Annotated in this window: 12 protein-coding genes; 5 read left to right on the forward strand and 7 right to left on the reverse strand. The window is 72.2% G+C overall.

Features of this window, described 5'->3' with window-relative positions; translation table 11 throughout:
* Positions 1-53 precede the first annotated feature (53 nt).
* The 6 genes from cutA to OG884_RS03305 all read right to left on the reverse strand — a co-directional run bounded on the left by cutA (position 54) and on the right by OG884_RS03305 (position 7,571).
* Entirely contained in the window at positions 54-2,462 is a 2,409-nt protein-coding gene (gene cutA, locus OG884_RS03280; protein ID WP_326641978.1) for an aerobic carbon-monoxide dehydrogenase large subunit, read from the reverse strand.
* Between the two features lie 118 nt (positions 2,463-2,580).
* Complete coding sequence (locus OG884_RS03285; RefSeq protein ID WP_326641979.1) at positions 2,581-3,057, reverse strand: (2Fe-2S)-binding protein; 477 nt, start codon at positions 3,055-3,057, stop codon at positions 2,581-2,583.
* The gene (locus OG884_RS03290; RefSeq protein WP_326641981.1) at positions 3,050-3,919 is read right to left on the reverse strand and encodes an FAD binding domain-containing protein; all 870 of its coding nucleotides are present in this window, start codon (positions 3,917-3,919) and stop codon (positions 3,050-3,052) included. Before OG884_RS03290 ends, OG884_RS03285 begins: the two co-directional genes overlap by 8 nt.
* Entirely contained in the window at positions 3,916-5,307 is a 1,392-nt protein-coding gene (locus OG884_RS03295) for a uracil-xanthine permease family protein (RefSeq protein ID WP_326641983.1), read from the reverse strand. Before OG884_RS03295 ends, OG884_RS03290 begins: the two co-directional genes overlap by 4 nt.
* A 312-nt stretch (positions 5,308-5,619) precedes the next feature.
* The gene (locus OG884_RS03300) at positions 5,620-5,841 is read right to left on the reverse strand and encodes an RNA-binding S4 domain-containing protein (RefSeq protein WP_326641985.1); all 222 of its coding nucleotides are present in this window, start codon (positions 5,839-5,841) and stop codon (positions 5,620-5,622) included.
* A gap of 167 nt (positions 5,842-6,008) precedes the next feature.
* Positions 6,009-7,571, reverse strand: a complete 1,563-nt coding sequence (locus OG884_RS03305) for a PucR family transcriptional regulator (protein WP_326641988.1) — start codon at positions 7,569-7,571, stop codon at positions 6,009-6,011.
* A gap of 190 nt (positions 7,572-7,761) precedes the next feature.
* Here OG884_RS03305 and OG884_RS03310 point away from each other — a divergent pair, with 190 nt between their 5' ends.
* The 5 genes from OG884_RS03310 to OG884_RS03330 all read left to right on the forward strand — a co-directional run bounded on the left by OG884_RS03310 (position 7,762) and on the right by OG884_RS03330 (position 15,363).
* On the forward strand, positions 7,762-8,646 hold the full coding sequence (locus OG884_RS03310; RefSeq protein WP_326641990.1) for a DUF2877 domain-containing protein: 885 nt from the start codon (positions 7,762-7,764) through the stop codon (positions 8,644-8,646).
* Positions 8,643-10,055: an FdrA family protein gene (locus OG884_RS03315; protein WP_326641992.1), complete on the forward strand. Its 1,413-nt coding sequence runs from the start codon at positions 8,643-8,645 to the stop codon at positions 10,053-10,055. Before OG884_RS03310 ends, OG884_RS03315 begins: the two co-directional genes overlap by 4 nt.
* A 130-nt stretch (positions 10,056-10,185) precedes the next feature.
* The gene (locus tag OG884_RS03320; protein ID WP_326641994.1) at positions 10,186-11,592 is read left to right on the forward strand and encodes a DUF1116 domain-containing protein; all 1,407 of its coding nucleotides are present in this window, start codon (positions 10,186-10,188) and stop codon (positions 11,590-11,592) included.
* Between the two features lie 224 nt (positions 11,593-11,816).
* Positions 11,817-13,868: a serine/threonine-protein kinase gene (locus tag OG884_RS03325; protein ID WP_326641996.1), complete on the forward strand. Its 2,052-nt coding sequence runs from the start codon at positions 11,817-11,819 to the stop codon at positions 13,866-13,868.
* A gap of 55 nt (positions 13,869-13,923) precedes the next feature.
* Positions 13,924-15,363 carry an MFS transporter gene (locus tag OG884_RS03330; protein WP_326641997.1) on the forward strand — a complete coding sequence of 480 codons (1,440 nt, stop codon included), beginning with the start codon at positions 13,924-13,926 and terminating at the stop codon, positions 15,361-15,363.
* 70 nt (positions 15,364-15,433) lie between these two features.
* Here the strand turns inward: OG884_RS03330 and OG884_RS03335 are convergent, their stop codons facing one another.
* Entirely contained in the window at positions 15,434-17,029 is a 1,596-nt protein-coding gene (locus OG884_RS03335; RefSeq protein ID WP_326641999.1) for a bifunctional 3'-5' exonuclease/DNA polymerase, read from the reverse strand.
* Between the last annotated feature and the right edge of the window lie 20 nt (positions 17,030-17,049).

The raw sequence follows: 17,049 nt of genomic DNA on the forward strand, positions 1-17,049 counted from the left end.
GGAGACCGCCCAACGAACGTCCGCGCCCCGGCGGGGGCGGACGGAGTGAAAGGTCAGGTTTCGGAGGTGGATCGTCCGGTAGCGGCGCGGCGCAGGTCGAAGAGGTCCGACGGGGAGATGGGCATCCGGTCGATCCTGATCCCCTCCGCGTCCTCGATCGCCGAGGCGATCACCGCCGAGACCGGGATGACCCCCGCCTCGCCCGCTCCCTTGATGCCCAAGGGGTTGAGTGGCGACGGGGTCTCCAGGTGCGCGGTCTCGACGAAGGGCACCTCGGTGGCGTACGGCATCAGGAAGTCCATGAACGAGGCGTTCAGCAACTGGCCGTGGCCGTCGTAGACCATCTTCTCGTACAGGGCGCCGCCGACACCCTGGGCGACCCCGCCGTGGATCTGCCCCTCGACGATCATCGGATTGATCAGGTTGCCGCAGTCGTGCACCACGGCGTAGCGAAGGATGCGGATCTCCGCGGTCAGCGGGTCGGTCTCCACGATCGCCGCGTGCATGCCGGAGGCGAAGGTCGAGCGGATCGGCGAGTAGTAGTCCCGGCCCTCAAGCCCCGGCTCCTCCCCCTCGGCCACCGGTGGCCGGTCGAAGGACGAGGTGCCCGCGAACTGGGTCGCCCTGGCGGCCTCGGCGTCGAAGGCGTAGCGCAGCGGGTTGGACAGCACCGCCACGGTCGCCAGCGGGATCGCGGTGCCGGGGGCGCCGACCACCCGCACCTCCCCGTCGACGATCTCCAGGTCGCGGGGGTCGGCTTCCAGCGCCTCGGCGGCGATCCGCAGCGCCTTCTCCCTGACCTTCCTGCAGGCCAGGGCGATCGCGTTGCCGCTCATCACCGCGGCCCGCGAGGCGAAGGTGCCGACCGCGTAACCGAACCTTCGGGTGTCTCCGGTGACCACCGAGACCTGTTCCAGCGGCACGCCCAGCTCGGTGGCGGCGATCTGCGCGAACACCGTCTCGTGGCCCTGGCCCTGGGAGGTGAGCCCGGTGGAGACGTGCACCCGGCCGTCCGAGGTGACCTGGACGTGGCCGCCCTCGTACGGGCCGACGCCGGTGCCCTCGACGTAGCAGCCGATCCCGATCCCGATCGCGCGCCCCTCGGCGGCGGCACGGGCCTTCAGCGCGGGGAAGTCGTCCCAGCCGATCAGCTCCTTGAGCAGCCGCAGCGACTCGGGGTAGTCACCGCTGTCGTAGATCAGCGGGCGGCCGTCCTGGAAGATCAGGCCCTGGTCGTAGGGGAACTCGTCGGGCTGGATGAAGTTGGCCGCGCGCACCGCGGTGCGGTCGGCCCCCAGGTGCTCGGCGATGTGGTCCATGCTCCGCTCCATGCAGAAGACCGCCTGCGGGCGGCCCGCCCCCCGGTAGGGGGTGACCTGCACGGTGTTGGTGTAGATCGAGGAGAACGCGACCCGGTAGGCGCCGATCTTGTACGGGCCGAGGAGCTGGGTGGCGGTGATGATCGGCACGATGATCCCGTACGGCGTGTAGGCGCCGTGGTCGTGCAGAATCTCGACGTCCAGGCCCAGAATCCGGCCCTCGTCGTCGAAGCCGACCCGGACCGACTGCACCTGGGCGCGCTCGTGCGCGGAGGAGATGAAGTGCTCGCGCCGGTCCTCGGTCCACTTGACCTCCTGGCCGAGCCTGATCGCCGCCCACGGGACCAGGATCTCCTCCGGCCACGGGTGCACGATCTTCACCCCGAAACCGCCGCCCACGTCCGGGGCGACGACCTCGACCTTGGGCAGCGGCAGGCCGAGCTTGGCCGCGATGGCCATCCGGACGCTGGTGGAGGTCTGGGTGCTGGAGTGGACGCGCAGCGAGTGGTCGTCGGCGTCCCAGCGGGCGTGCACGCCGCGCCCCTCCAGCGGCATGGACGCGCTGCGCTCGATGTCGAGCCGGAAGGCCAGCGTGTGCGGCGCGGCGTCGATGGCCTCGCGTGCGCCGAGCCCGGCTGCCGAGGGCACCTCCTGGATCAGGTGCGCGCCGACGTTGCCCGGCACGTCGGCGTGCACGAGCTGGGCGGACTGCGCGGCCTCCTCCACCCCGACCACCGGTTTGAGGATCTCGTAGTCGACCTCGATGAGCGCACAGGCGTCCTCGGCGAGGTAGCGGTCGCGGGCGACGACCATCACGACGGGCTCGCCGACGTGCCTGACGATCTCGCGGGCCAGCGGGTACGCGGTGCGGCCGTGGGTCAGCGCCGGATGCGGGATGAGCAGCGGCAGCGGCTCGGCGAGCGCGCCGGGCAGGTCCTCCCAGGTGTAGATCGCCACCAGCCCGTCGACCTCGATGGCGGCCGAGACGTCGATGTCGCGGATCCGGGCGTGGGCGTGCGGGGAGCGGACGAACGCCGCCTGCAGCGCCCCCGCTCCCAGGTCGTCGAGGTAGAGGCCACGCCCGGTCAGCAGCCGGGGGTCCTCGCGTCGCCTGACCGGTTCGCCGAACAGTTTCGTGGTCATGATCGCCTCACCGGGACGTGTCTCCTGCCTCGCCCGCCCGAGGATCCTCCGGAACCGCCCGGAAAGTCCTCGCGCTCCGAGAGTCTCCCGCCCCCGTTCGGGGCGTCCACGCGCCCGCTCAAGACTCCTCCGCCATGATCTCGGCCGCGCGGTGGACGGACTTGACGATGTTCTGATAGCCCGTGCACCGGCACAGGTTGCCGGAGATGCCCTCCAGCACCTCCTCGTCGCTCGGCGCCGGATTGTCCCGCAGCAGCGCGGTCACCGTGCACAGGAAGCCGGGCGTGCAGAAGCCGCACTGCAGGCCGTGGCACTCGGCGAAGGCCCGCTGCACCGGCGAGAGCGTGCCGTCCTGGCCGGCGAGCCCTTCCACGGTGGTGATGTCGCGCCCGTCCACGGTGACCGCGAACGTCAGGCAGGAGCGGACGGGCTCGCCGTCCAGCAGCACCGTGCAGCATCCACAGACCCCGTGCTCGCACCCGACGTGCGTGCCGGTCAGGCCGAGGTCGTGCCGCAGGCAGTCGGACAGCAGCCGCCGCGCCGGGACCGCGGCCTGCCTGACCACCCCGTTGACGGTCAGCGTGATCTCATGCATCTACGGCCTCCCTGGCGGCGTCACGGAGTGCCTGCTCGGTGAGGACTCCGGCGAGGTGCCGCCGGTAGGCGACGGTCGCGTGGATGTCGGCCTCCGGCTCGATCCGGTCCGCTACGGCGCGGGCCGCCGAGGCCCAGTCCGCCGAGTCCGGCGGCCGGTGGCCGACGGCGTCGGTGACGTCTACGAGCACCGGGACGGGGCCGAGGCTCACGCACGCCACCGTCGCCGAGGTGATCCTCAGGTCGTCGTCCAGCGCGACCAGCGCCGCGATCCCGGCCAGGGCGTAGTCGCCGTGCCGCCGGGCGACCTCGCGGAACGCGGTGCCCGAGCGCGGGGGCGGGGCGGGGAAGAACGCGGAGACGGCCAGCTCTCCCGCCTCCATCGCCGACTCCAGGGGGCCGGTGAAGAAGTCCTCGGCGGCCACGTCCCTGACGGCTCCCGGCCGGGCCAGCCGTACCGAGCCTCTCAGCAGGGTGAGGACGGCCGGCAGTTCGGCGGCGGGGTCGGCGTGGGCCAGGCTGCCGACCACGGTGCCCCGGTTGCGGATCACCGGGTGGGCCACCAGCCGGAGGGCCTGGCGTAGCAGCGGCTGGGCCGCGGCGACCTCCTCGGAGCGTTCCACCTGGGCGTGCCTGGCCAGGGCGCCGACCCGCACGCCACCCGGCTCGACGTCGACGGCCGCCAGTTCGGCCAGCCGGTTGATGTCGACCAGGTGCGCGGGGGCGGCCAGCCGCATGTTCAGCAGCGGGATCAGGCTCTGCCCCCCGGCGAGCACCTTGCCGTGCTCCCCGGCCCCGGCGAGGGCGTCGAGCGCCTCGCCGAGGGAGCGGGGGGCGTGGTATTCGAAGGGGGGTGGTTTCACCCGGTGGCCTCTCGTCGCAGCTCGGACACCTCTGCCGGACCGGCGCCGCCACCTGTGTCGCCCCGTCCGGAGATGGCCCGGAGCAGGTGGTAACCCACCACCACCACGATGGTGCCGAGGGCGATGCCCTCCAGCGTGAAGTCTGAGCTGATCATATGCTTGACCGGGCCGATGGCGAGGATGATTCCCGCCCCGATCGGGACGAGGTTGACCGGGTCCGCGAAGTCGACCCGGTTCTCGATCCAGATCTTCGCGCCGAGCAGGCCGATCATGCCGTACAGGATGACGGTGATGCCGCCGAGCACGCCGCCCGGCGTGGCCGCGACCAGCGCGCCGAACTTCGGGCAGAGTCCGAAGAGGATCGCGATGACGGCGGCGATGTAGTAGGCGGCCGTCGAGTAGACGCGGGTGGCGGCCATGACGCCGATGTTCTCGGCGTAGGTGGTGGTCGGGGAGCCGCCGAAGGTGCTGGCGACGACGGTGGCGGCGCCGTCGGCGATGACCGCCCGGCCCATGTAGGGGTCGACGTCGGTCTTGGTCATCTCGCCGACGGCCTTGACGTGGCCGACGTTCTCGGCGACCAGCGCGATCACGGCGGGCAGGACCAGCAGCACGGCGGAGAACTTGAAGTCCGGGAAGTGCATGCTCGGCAGGCCGATCCAGTCGGCCGACGCCACCGCGTCGAAGCTCACCCTCGGGTGCGTGTCGATCGCGCCGGTGCCCGCGTTGAAGGCGGTGATGTTGCCGAAGATCTTGTCGGCCGCCCAGGAGAGGACGAAGCCGATGATCAGGCCGAGCAGGATGGCGATCCTGCCGATGAAACCCTTGAAGAGCACGATGAGGACGAAGGTGACGGTCATCGTGATCAGGGCCATCCACTGGTCCTGCGGCCAGTAGATGTCGGCGACGACGTACGCCAGGCCGAAGCCGATCAGCATGACGACGGCGCCGGTGACGACCGGCGGGAAGACCCGGTTGATGACCTGCACGCCGAGGAAGTGGACGGCCACGCCCACGAGCGCGAGTACCAGTCCGGCGACGAGGATGGCGCCGGTGACGATCGCGTCGGTGGCGGGCGTGTCACCGCCCATGAGCGCCCGGATGGCGAGCACGCCTCCCACGAACGACGCGCTGGTCCCGAGGTAGCTGGGGACCTTCCCCTTCACGATGAGCAGGAACATGATCGTTCCGACACCGGAGAACATGATGGCGACGTTGGGGTCGAGCCCCATCACCAGCGGGAAGACGAAGGTCGCGCCGAACATCGCGACGACGTGCTGCGCCCCGAACCCGACCATGCGCGGCCAGGACAGCCGCTCGTCGGGTCTGACCACTTCCCCCGGGGCGAGTGTCCGGCCGTCGCCGTGTTTCGTCCAACCTGCAGCCATCGAGCCCCACCTTTCACCGGGCCGTCGGTCGGTGGCCACCCCGCGGGCATCCCTCCGGCGAGTCCCTTACTACCGTTGCGGGCACATTAGGACTGAGTCCATGCGCGGACATCGTCATGATCTGCCAAATCTGAGCAGCCGACCAGTGAATGCCTCGCGCACCACCAGCGAGAACGCCCGGTGAAGGACACGCGGGACGGCGAAAGATATAGGTATGTGACGTAGCCGGCAGCGCGGACGGACCGTCACGGCCCGGAAGAGCGGCCGGAGGCGGACGGACCGCCGGAGAGCCGGGCGGGGCCGGTGACGGGATCAGGCTCCGGCGGCGACCACCTGGATCTCGAAGCCGTCGCCGGTCACCACCTGGCCGCTGCGGATCTTGCAGGTCTTGCGGAGCTCGACCTCACCGTCCACCAGCACGTTGCCGTCGGCGATGAAGTGCTTGGCCTGGCCGCCCGTCTCGGTGACGCCACAGTACTTGAGCAGGTCACAGAGCGGGATGTAGTCGGTTTCCAGCTCGAAGGTCTCGTTCACGCCGAACAGCTTAGATCCCGAACAGCTTGGATCCCGAACAGCTTGAATCCCGTGCGCTCCCAGAACGCGGGCGCTCCCAGAACGCGGGCGCTCCTTCGGACGTCGCCCCCGCGCACGTCCAGGATGCGGAGCACCGGTCGCAGACACCAGGACGCGGAGCACCGGCCTCAGATACCTCTCATCCGCAGGACGTGCAGGGCCAGGGTGAGGTTCAGGCGCAGGTGAGCGTCCTCGGTGAAGCCGCCGAGCATGCGTTCCAGCTTGCCGATCCGGTAGCGCAGCGTGTTGTAGTGGAAGTGCAGCCTGCGTGCCGTCTCCGCCACGTTGAGGTTGGTCTCCAGCAGCACCTGCAGGGTGCGGCGCAGGTCGGCGTTCTCGGCGTCGTCGTCGGAGGCGAGCGGGCCGAGGGTCTCACGGACGAAGGAGTGCAGCTCGGCGGTGTCGTTGACCAGGGACAGCAGCCGGTAGACGCCGAGCTGGTCGAAGTGCGCGACCGCGCCGGGGCCGTGGAGCTGGCGGCCCACCCGTGCGGCCTTCAGCGCCTGGCCGTACGCCTCGGGCAGCGCCTCGGCCCCGACGGCGGTGCGGCTGGCACCGGTGGAGAAGGTGGCGGGCAGGGACTCGGCGAAGACCGCGGCGGCGTCCTTGGCCAGGCGGTCCGCGTCGACCGCCGCGTCCACGATGGTGACGACCTCGTGGGAGAAGCCCGCCACCGCGCCGCGCGTGTCGTGGCGGCGCATCGCACCGGTCCAGCAGGTGACCAACCGGTCCTGGGCGACGCGCTCGTCGCCCTCCGGGTCGAGCTCGGCCACCAGCACGGTGACCGGGCGCTGCAGGTCCCAGCCGAAGGCCCTGGCCCTGGAGGAGACCCGCTCGGAGCCTCCCGCCCTGCCGGTGAGCACGTCGCGCAGGAAGTCGGCACGGTACTTGCTCTCGACGGCGTTGACCGCCTCCTGCCGGGTCACCACCAGCGCGGCGACCGTGGCGGCACGTTCCAGAATGCCGACATCGCTGTCACCGATCGACCCGACGGGGCCGCAGGCGACGATCCTGCCGTGGTGGTGCCCGCCCGCCACCACCGGCACCGAGGTGTGGCGGGAGTCGGGGGCGCCGCGCAGCTCGGCCACGTGCTCGGCGGGCCCGGCCGCGGCCAGCACGTGGCCCGTCCCGTCCAGCACGGCCACGCCCACGTCCAGCAGCCCCGCGACCTCGGCCGTCACCTCGCGCAGCCCTCCCCCGGCGAGCACGACCTGGACCAGCGCCCGGTGCGCCTCCTCCGCCCTGGCCAGCACGACGGCCTGGCGATTGAGGATGTCGGTCAGCACCTGGTTGAGGATGTCGTCGAAACCGACGTTGTCGGGGAGCTGGATCAGTGGGAAACCCAGCCGGTCGGCCTGCTCCACCATCTCCTCCGGCAGCTCGTCGAGGTAGCGGCCGAGCTTGACGGCCAGCGCGGCCAGACCGCGCTCGTCGAGGTCGGCCACCAGCCTGCCGAGCGACTGGGGGGTGTTGCGCAGCGGGTAGCCGGTGGTGAGCAGCAGCTCGTGCGGTTTGACCCAGGCCAGGACGTCGGGGACTTCCATCACGTTGAGCCGCTGCACCACGCGGTCCAGGCCCCGCTCTCCCGCGATCAGCCGGGCTCCCGCCAGCGTCGAGACGCCGAGGACCTCGCCGACGGCGACGCCGTGAATGATCGTTCCGGTACTCGCCGGCCGTACGGGAGGTTCCATGAGGTGATTGTGACCGATAGACCTGTCTGTCAGGAAGAGCCAACCTTTGAGCTGACTGTTGGCAGCTTTATCCGTACGGCCTGCGTCCACGCCCGTTCTACCGTACGGCTCAATGGATGGGGGAGTCCGTGAGCGAGCGAACCGCTGGAGAGAGCACCTTCACACCCACGGGGCCTGCCGAGGAGCGTTCATGAGCGTTGGAACGCGCCCGAAGGCGCGACACGTGCACGTGCGGACACACGGGACCGGCGCGGCCAGCACGACCCTGCGCGGGGTGCTGGAGGCGCCCCGCCGTCCGGCGCGGGTGCTGGCGGCCTTCCCCGCCGGCGTCTACCTTGAGGTACGCACCGAACTGGAACCGCAGGTCATCGCAGTGGTGACCGGGCAGGCCACCCGCCTGCCCAACGCCATGGTGGTCACCGACCCGATGCCTCAGGTCTCGGTGGGTGACGAGGCGTGCGTCGGCGACGGCTCGATCGACATCGGGCGGCTCCGCCTGCGAGCCCACCGCTGGTGGAACCCGGCTCCGCCGCTCGGTGCCGTGAGGGTGGCGGAGCTGGTCCGCTCGCTGCCCGAGATGGCCGGGCTGTGCGAGCGGTCGCAGAGGCGGTCGGGACTGGAGGGCAACGGTGCCGCCAACCTGCTGGCCCAGGGGTGCGCCGAGGGCTCGCTGCTGAAAAGCGTCGTGGCCGCCGAGCAACTGGTCGGTCTGGGCCCGGGGCTCACGCCGAGCGGCGACGACGTGCTCGCGGGACTACTGGTCGCGCTGCGCCACCTGGGCGGCGCGACGGGGGCGGGCCGTGCCGTCTGGCTGGCCGACTGGCTGGCCGCCGCCGTCACCTTCGACGTGCGCGGCAGGACCACCCCCATCTCGGCCGCGCTGCTGCACTGTGCCGCCAGGGGCGAGGCCAGCGGCGAGGTCCTGGCGGTGCTGCGGGGCCTTTCCGGGCGGCAGTCCCTGGAGCCGGCGCTACGCCGCCTGCTCCAGCTGGGTCACACCTCGGGGGCCGACCTGGCGTGGGGGCTGCGCATCGGGCTCGCGGCAGTCATCGATCTGGAAGGCAGGGGCAATTGAGCACTGATGTGGTCCGGGTGCGCACGGGCGTCTACCACGACTCCGTGAGCCTGATGCGGGTCAGCCGGACGGCGAGCGCGCTTTCCGGCGTGGAGGTCGCGGTGGTGGCGATGGCCACGGAACTCAACCTCGGGATCGCCGCCGAGCTGGGTTTCGACCTCCCCAAGGCAGGTCCCGCCGATCTGCTGATCGCGCTGCGCGGCGGCGAGGCGGACGCTCTGGAGGCCGCCCTCGCCCAGCTGGACGGGCTGCTGGCGGGACTCTCCACGCCGCCCGCGAGCGGCGCCACCGTCGAGCACCCCCCGCGCACGGTCCGTACCGCGGCCCGCGAGCGCGCCGCCACGCTGGCCCTGGTCTCGGTACCCGGGCCGTACGCGTTCGCCGAGGCGCTGGACGCGGTCGAGGCCGGCCTGTCTGTAATGATCTTCAGCGACAACGTGCCGGTCGAGCAGGAGGTACTGCTCAAGCGACGCGCCGCCGAGCTCGGCGTGCTGGTCATGGGTCCCGACTGCGGCACCGCTGTGATCGGCGGAGCCGGTCTCGGGTTCGCGAACGTCCTGCGGCCGGGCCCGGTCGGTCTGGTGGCCGCCTCGGGGACCGGCGCCCAGCAGGTGACCTGCCTGCTGGACCTCGCGGGAGTGGGGGTCTCCCATGTGCTGGGCGTGGGCGGCCGTGACCTGTCCTCGGACGTGGGCGGGCTGTCCACCCTGCGCGCCCTTGAGGCCCTCGACGCCGACCCCGCGACCGAGCTGATCATCCTCGTCTCCAAGCCTCCCGCCCCGGAAATCGCGCGGGCCGTCGCCGAGACCGTCGCGAAGCTCGGTACGCCGGTCGTGACCGCCCTGCTCGGCCCCGGCCAGGACGACCTGACCTCGGCTACCGAGACCGCCCTGCGCGCCCTCGGCGCCCCGATCCCCGCCTGGCCGTCCTGGGCCGCCCCCGGCACGGCGCGGGAGCACACGGAGACGACCGGTACGGGAGCCGGGGGGAGTCTGCGCGGGATCTACTCGGGCGGGACGCTCTGCGTGGAGGCTCGGCTGATCACCGGGACCGGGGAGTTCACCGACTTCGGCGACGACGCCTACACGGTCGGCCGGGCCCACCCGATGATCGACCCGACGCTCCGTCTGGAGGCCCTGGCCGAGGTGCCGCCGGGCGAGGTCGTCCTGCTCGACGTGGTCCTCGGCCACGGCGCGGACCCCGATCCCGCCGCGACGCTCGCGCCCGCGATCGCCGGGGCCGTCGCGAGAGGGGTCACGGTGATCGTCGCGCTGATCGGCTCCGGGGGCGACCCGCAGGGACTGAACACGCAGGCCGAGGCCCTCAACGCGGCGGGGGCCACGGTGTTCACCTCCAACGCCCGGGCCGCGGGACACGCCGCGAAGGTCGCCGCCGGGACCGCTCGTTGACCACCGCCGGACACCGGGGTCTCCCGCTGACCACCGCCGGACACCGGGACCGCCCGCTGACCACCGCCGGACGCCCGGAAGCGGCCGCATTCCCTCCGAACGTCACCGTTCTTCGCTCAGGAGTTCACCCATGACGCTGACCATGCTTTCCGGCGAGCCGGAAGTGATCACGGTGGGGGCCGACGTGCTCGGCGAGGCCCTGGACGCCCAGGCCGTTCCACGGACGCGGGTGGACTGGCGCCCGCCGATGCCCGGTACCGAGGCGGACCTGGCCCGGGTGCTGGCCGACCCGCGCAGGGGCCGCGCCAACAAGACGGCGGTGGGCCGCCTGGTCTCCGCCCGGCCGCAGCTCGTCGGGGTGCGGCCCGCACATGAGGTGCTCGACCTGCCGAAGGGCACGTTCCTGCACGCGGGGCCGCCGATCGAGTGGGAACGGGCGTCGGGCCCGATGCGGGGCGCGCTCGTCGGGGCGATGCTGCTGGAGGGGCTGGCCGCCGACGCCGCCGACGCCGAGGAGCGGCTGGCCTGTGGGCGGGCGCGGCTGGACTCCTGCCACCACCATCGGACCGTCGGGCCGATGGCGGGCGTGGTCACCTCGTCGATGTGGATGTTCGAGGTCCGTGACGCCGAGCACGGCGGCACCGCCTACTGCTCGCTCAACGAAGGGCTGGGCAAGGTGCTGCGCTACGGCGCGTACGGCCCGGAGGTGCTGAGGCGACTGCGCTGGATGGCCGAGGTCCTCGGCCCCGTGCTCAGGGCCACCCTGGAGCGGAGCGGGCCGCTGGATCTGCGGTCGCTGACCGCGCAGGCCCTGCAGATGGGCGACGAACTGCACAACCGCAACCGCGCCGCCACCTCGCTGCTGGTGCGCGAACTGGCTCCCGAGGTGGTGGAGGCCGCTCCCGGCCACGCCACCGAGGTGCTCCGCTTCATCAACGGCAACGACCACTTCTTCCTCAACGCGGGCATGGCCGCGTGCAAGGTCAGCACGGACGCCGCGAGGAACGTCCCCGGCTCCACAATGGTCGTCGCGATGGCACGCAACGGCACCGACTTCGGGATCCAGGTCTCCGGGCTGGGCGACCGCTGGTTCACCGGCCCCGCGGGCGTGCCGGACGGTCTCTATCTCGGCGCGTACGGCCCGGACGACGCCAATCCCGACATCGGCGACTCCACGATCACCGAAACGGCCGGCCTGGGAGGCTTCGCGATGGCCGCGGCCCCGGCGATCGTGCGGTTCGTCGGCGGCGACGTCTCGGACGCGATGGCGGCCACCCGCTCCATGTACGAGATCACCCTGGCCGAGCATCCCGCGTACCAGATCCCGGGGCTGGACTTCCGGGGCACGCCGGTCGGCATCGATGTCACGCTGGTCGCCAGGACGGGCCTGCTGCCCACCGTGAACACCGGTATCGCCGGCCGGGTCGCGGGGACGGGACAGGTCGGCGCGGGTCTGGTCAACCCGCCCGCCTCGGCTTTCACCTCGGCGCTGGCCGCGCTGGCCGAGACAGCCGATCATGGAAACGAATCGATTTAGTGATCCTTTAGCTATCAGAAACGGGCGAAGCTGACATTTCTCCCGCCCGCCGGCGGCATCCGGCGACGTCAGGGCGCGGACGCGAGATCGGTGATCCGAAGAGCACCGAATCACCGACAAATACCATCACGCGCTTTCTCCGTACACCAACTTCCAATATCGAATGACATCCCGATATCGTGTTCAGCCTTACAAAAAGGGCTGTTTATGGGGAACGGGGTACGATGACCGATCGCTTGCTCGGGAGAAACCCCCAGGGGCCTGAGGGTGGCGATTCCGCCGGGGCCGCACCGGAGGGCCAGGGCAGGCTGGTGGGCAGGCGCTACCGCCTGGTGTCACCGGTGGGCCGTGGCGGGATGGGCATGGTGTGGCACGCCCACGACGTCCTGCTCGACCGGGACGTCGCGGTCAAGGAGCTGATCCTCCCCTACGGACTCGACCACGCGGGCAAGCAGGGAGCGCACCGGCGGATGCTCCGCGAGGCCCGCTCGGCGGCCCGGCTCAGCCACCCCGGCATTGTCACGGTCCACGACGTCGTCGAGGAGGACGGCCGCCCCTGGATCGTGATGGAACTGGTCCGCGCCTGGTCGCTTGAGCAGGCCGTACGACAGAGCGGGCCGCTGCCCGTGATCCAGGCCGCCGAGATCGGCGTCCGGGTGCTCGACGCGCTCCGCCACGCCCACGCCGCCGGGATCATGCACCGCGACGTCAAACCCGGCAACGTGCTGCTGACCTCCGACCGGGTGGTGCTCACCGACTTCGGCATCGCCGCGATAGAGGGCGACGCCACGATCACCCAGACCGGCCTGCTGATGGGCTCCCCCGCCTACATCCCGCCGGAGCGGCTGTCCGGCCAGCGGGCCACCCATTCCTCCGACCTGTGGTCCTTCGGTGCCACCCTTTACGCGGCGGTCGAGGGCCGGCCCCCCTACGAGGGTCCTGACGCGGTGGCCGTGCTCGGCGCGATCCTCACACAGGAGCCCAACCGCCCCCAGCGGGCCGGCGCCCTGATCACCGTCATCGACGGCCTGCTCCGCAAGAACCCCGCCGACCGGATGACCGCCGCCCAGGTGTCGGATCTGCTGGACCGGGTGCTGCGCAGCCACGGCTCCAGCACCCCGAACCGCACGCCCAGCCCGGTGCCCTCGTCGATGCCGATCCCCGGCGACTCCATGCCGATGCACCTGATGCCCCCGCTGGACGTGCCGTCGGGGCCGATGCCCTCCCGGATCATCGAGACGCCCTCCGGCCCGATCCGGGTGCCCTACGACCCCGCCGCCGACTTCTCGGGCGGTCACGCGCTCCCCTACGACGTGCTCGACGGGCCGAGCGGAGCCCACCGCGCGGACCTGCTCTCCCCCCCGGGGCACTCCCCTGCCCCCGGATCCCCGCAGACCGGCGGGCACCAGCGCGGGTACGACGCGCTGCGCACCCCCGCGACCGGACCGGACGGTAACCCGTTCGACGCGCTGACCAGCTTCTCCGGTGACCTCCCCGGCGCCCCGCCGCGCGGTGGGCGCGGCGAAGCCACGCTCTGGCCCATCCCGGCCTCGCGGGAGCCGGCCCCCTCCGACGCCGTACGGAACTCCCAGGCCATGACCTCGCCCGGCAGGGCCAGGGCACGCGCGGGCACGCGCCGCGCTCCGGAGCGCAGGGGCGGCCGGTCGCGCGGCAACGGTCTCGACGGTCTGCTGATGCTCGGCGGGGGCGGCGTGCTGACCATCGTGGTCGCCGGGCTGATCGTCTTCCTCCCCGGCGACGACTCCGGCACCACGAACTCCACGGGCCCGTCGGTGGCGATCTCCGCACCCGCCGACCCGGCGGCACCCTCCGATACCGAGGAGGAGATCCCCGACGGCTTCAAGCCGGCGAACGCCGCCGGGGTCTTCGGCGCGGTGCCCGGCGACTGGACCGTGAAGGCCGGCCCGGAGGGAACCGTCACCTTCTCCGGCCCGAAGGGCGGCGGGCAGAACATCGTCGTCGTCGAGGTGCCGGTCGCGGACCCGGTGACGGCACTTCGCAAGGCGAGCAAGAAGGGCCTGGACGAGTACACCGAAGTAGGCGTGACGGCGGTGGACTACCGCTCGTGGAAGGCCGCGGACTGGGAGTACACCTATCTCCAGCCCAACGGCGTCCCGATGCACGGGCTGACGCGCTACGTCGCCGTCAACGGCCAGACCGCCTACCAGATCACGTTCAGGGTTCAGGATCTCGACTGGGAGAAGAACTCGGAGATCCTGGACACCTTCTTCGCCACCTTCACCTCCGCCGACTGACCCCGCCCGCGAGACGACTTCCCGGTCCGGTCATGAGTGATGGCAGACTTCACTCGTGACCGCCGACACCACGCCTCCCGACACCACGCCCCCCGACCTCTCCCGTGCCCGCCTTGACGGCGGGGAGCAGGTCGCCACGGTGCGGCGGCGGACGCTCGCCGTCCTTTCCGCCGCCCAGATCAGCGGCGGGATCGGCGTCGCCGTGGGACTCGCCTTCAGTTCGGTGACCGTGAAGGAGCTCTCCGGCTCCACGACGCTCAGCGGGCTGGCCGGGACCGCGACGGTGCTGGGCGCCGCGCTGCTGGCGCTGCCCACCGCCAGGTCGTCCGGCAGGGGCGGCCGGCGGGCCGGGCTCACCCTGGCCTACGGGTGCGCCCTGCTCGGCTGCCTGGTCTCACTGCTCGCCGTCGCCGTGGGTTCGTGGCCGCTGCTGCTGGCCGGGCTGGTGCTGTTCGGCGCGGCCAGCGCGGGCAACCTGGCCTCCCGCTACGCCGCGACCGACCTGTCTGCGCCGGGGCACTCGGCCCGGCACCTGTCGCTGGTGGTGTGGGCCACCACCGTCGGGGCGGTCACCGGCCCGAACCTGGCGGGACCCGCCGAGCGGCTGGGTGCCGGGTTCGGCCTGGCACCGGGCAGCGGCCCGTTCGCCCTCGCCCTGCTGAGCTTCGCGATCACCCTCGTCGTCATCCTTGTCGCCCTGCGCCCGGACCCCCTGCTCCTGGCCCGCTCCATGCTTCCGCCCCCGGACACCGCGCCGCCCGCCTCCGCGGGGCGGACGGGCGGGGAGCACCAGGCCGCGGAAACGCCTCCCGGCCCTGACAGCCCGCCCTCCGTCCAGGCGCCGCTCCCCGTCCAGGCGCCGCCCTCCGGCCCGGCCTCGACGTCGGCCACGGCGGACGGCTCCGGGAAGGGCGAGGGCACGCTACGCGCCGCCTGGCGGGTGCTGCGCGGGACACCCGTCGCGAGGCGCGCGCTGATCGCGATCGCGGTCAGCCACACCGCCATGGTGTCGATCATGTCCATGACCCCGGTCCACCTCGACCACGGCGGCTCGACGTACACGGTCATCGGTGTCGTGATCAGCCTGCACATCGCGGGGATGTACGTGCTGTCCCCCGTGGTCGGCTGGCTGGCCGACCGGGCCGGGCGGACACCGGTGCTGGTGCTGGGCATGGGCCTGCTGCTGACCTCCGCGGTCCTCGCGGGCGGGGCCGAGGCGCACGACGTCACGCGGGTGACCGCCGGGCTGGTCCTGCTCGGCCTCGGCTGGTCCTGCGGGCTGATCTCCGGTTCGGCGATACTCAGCGAGGCGGTGCCGTTGAAACACCGCACCCCCGTGCAGGGCCTGTCCGATCTGCTGATGAACGTCTGCGGCGCGACCGGCACCGTGGCCGCCGGGGTGATCGTCGGCAGCCTGTCGTACGGCGTGCTCGGCGCGGCCATCGGGGTCATGGTGACGATCACCGGCGCCTGGCTGGCTCTGAGCAGGGCCTGAGCAGGGCCTGCCCCGCCCGGATCCGGGGTTCCGAGCGCTCGCGCACACCGGCATGCCCCCCAGGCGGAGCTCATTTGGCGTCGGCGTAGCACCGCACCTGGACCGCCTGCATCGGGAAGCAGACGGGGGTCGATCCGAACAGCAGCCTGCTCGCCTCCTCCGCCGCCCTGCCGACCGCCGCGACGACCTCGTCCGCCTGCTCGGCCGGGCAGTGCACCATCACCTCGTCGTGCTGGAAGAACACCAGCCTGGCCGGGTCGGAAAGGAGGCCGCGCAGCACGGCCATCAGGGCGAGCGCCCACTCGGCCGCGGTCGCCTGGACCACGAAGTTGCGGGTGAACCGGCCACGCTCGCGGGCCGCGCGGCCTCCCTCGGGGCCCGAGACCAGCGCCCGCCAGCCGGCCGAGGGCGGCGGCGAGGTGCGGCCCAGCCAGGAACGGACCACCTTGCCCTCCTCCCCCGCGCGGGCGGCGTCCTCCACGAACTGGTAGGCGCGGGGAAAGCGCTGGCGCATCACGGCCAGCAGCTTGGGCGCGTCTCCGCTGGTGCCCCCGTACATCGCCGACAGCATGGCGATCTTGGCGTTGTCGCGCTCGCCGCCGAACGCCTGCGCCAGCGCCTGGTAGAGGTCGATCTGCCCGGCAGCCCCGGCCAGGCCGCCGTCCCCGGCCATGGCGGCCAGCACCCGCGGTTCCAGCTGGGCCGCGTCGGCGACGACGAGCGTCCAGCCGTCGTCGGCCACGATGACCTTGCGCATCAGCTTGTGGATCTGCAGGGCGCCGCCGCCGTTGGTGGCCCACCGGCCCGTCACCACGCCGCCCACCACGTACTCGGGCCGGAAGCGGTGGCCGCGGACCCACTGGTCGGCCCAGGCCCAGCCGTGGAAGCTGTAGAACCTGGCCATCTCCTTGTAGGCGAGCAGGGGCGCGACGCCGGGGTGGTCGACCTGTCTGATGTCGTGCGCCCTGGTGGAGGAGACGGGCACGCCCGCCGCCTTGAACGCCCTGACTATCTGCTGCGGCGAGTCGGGGTTGAACGAGGTGCCGAAGGCCGCCGCCACCTGATCGGCCAGGGCCTGGAGCTTGGCGGGCCGCATGCCGTGCACCGGACGCGGGCCGAGCAGGTCTGTCAGCAGCTCGTCGTGCACATCCTCACGCCAAGGCATGCCCTCCTGGGCCATCTCCGCGGCGATCAGCGCCCCGGCCGACTCCGCGGCGACCAGCAGCCGGAACCGCCGAGGATCGGCGGTGGCCTCGACGCGCCGCAGCTGGTCGGCGTGGACCTCGGCGACCAGGTCCGCGTCGGGCGCCGGCGTCTCCTCCTCGAAAAGGGTGGCCTGCCGCGCCTGGGACTCCTGATGGTCTTCCGGCACGGGGAGACCGTGCAGCCGGGCGTGGGCGGCCCTGGCCGAGCGGGGCTCGCCGAAACGTCCCTCATGTGCCAGGAGCAGGCCCTCGGTCAGCGCCAGGTCGTGGCAGCGCGCCACCCGCACGCCCGCGGCCAGCAGCGCGGGGTAGACCTCCCGCGTGTCCGCCCAGACCCAGCGAGGGTGGCAGGCCTCCAGCTCGCGAACCGCCGAGGCCAGATCGGCGACGGCCACGGCGGACTCGCCGTCCACGCGTAGAGCGCCCCCACCGCCGGGAGCGGCCGCGACCGACACGTTCATACGCCAACACTGCCACGCCG

Origin of the sequence: Streptosporangium sp. NBC_01755 (genome assembly GCF_035917995.1) — a bacterium.
Lineage (GTDB): Bacteria > Actinomycetota > Actinomycetes > Streptosporangiales > Streptosporangiaceae > Streptosporangium.

Bases quoted from the DNA above. Each gene is read 5' to 3' on its own strand.
- OG884_RS03305 (WP_326641988.1), bottom strand. From the start codon at position 7,571: ATGGAACCTCCCGTACGGCCGGCGAGTACCGGAACGATCATTCACGGC.
- OG884_RS03310 (WP_326641990.1), top strand. From the start codon at position 7,762: ATGAGCGTTGGAACGCGCCCGAAGGCGCGACACGTGCACGTGCGGACA.
- OG884_RS03335 (WP_326641999.1), bottom strand. From the start codon at position 17,029: ATGAACGTGTCGGTCGCGGCCGCTCCCGGCGGTGGGGGCGCTCTACGC.
- OG884_RS03285 (WP_326641979.1), bottom strand. From the start codon at position 3,057: ATGCATGAGATCACGCTGACCGTCAACGGGGTGGTCAGGCAGGCCGCG.
- OG884_RS03325 (WP_326641996.1), top strand. From the start codon at position 11,817: ATGACCGATCGCTTGCTCGGGAGAAACCCCCAGGGGCCTGAGGGTGGC.
- OG884_RS03320 (WP_326641994.1), top strand. From the start codon at position 10,186: ATGACGCTGACCATGCTTTCCGGCGAGCCGGAAGTGATCACGGTGGGG.
- cutA (WP_326641978.1), bottom strand. From the start codon at position 2,462: ATGACCACGAAACTGTTCGGCGAACCGGTCAGGCGACGCGAGGACCCC.
- OG884_RS03295 (WP_326641983.1), bottom strand. From the start codon at position 5,307: ATGGCTGCAGGTTGGACGAAACACGGCGACGGCCGGACACTCGCCCCG.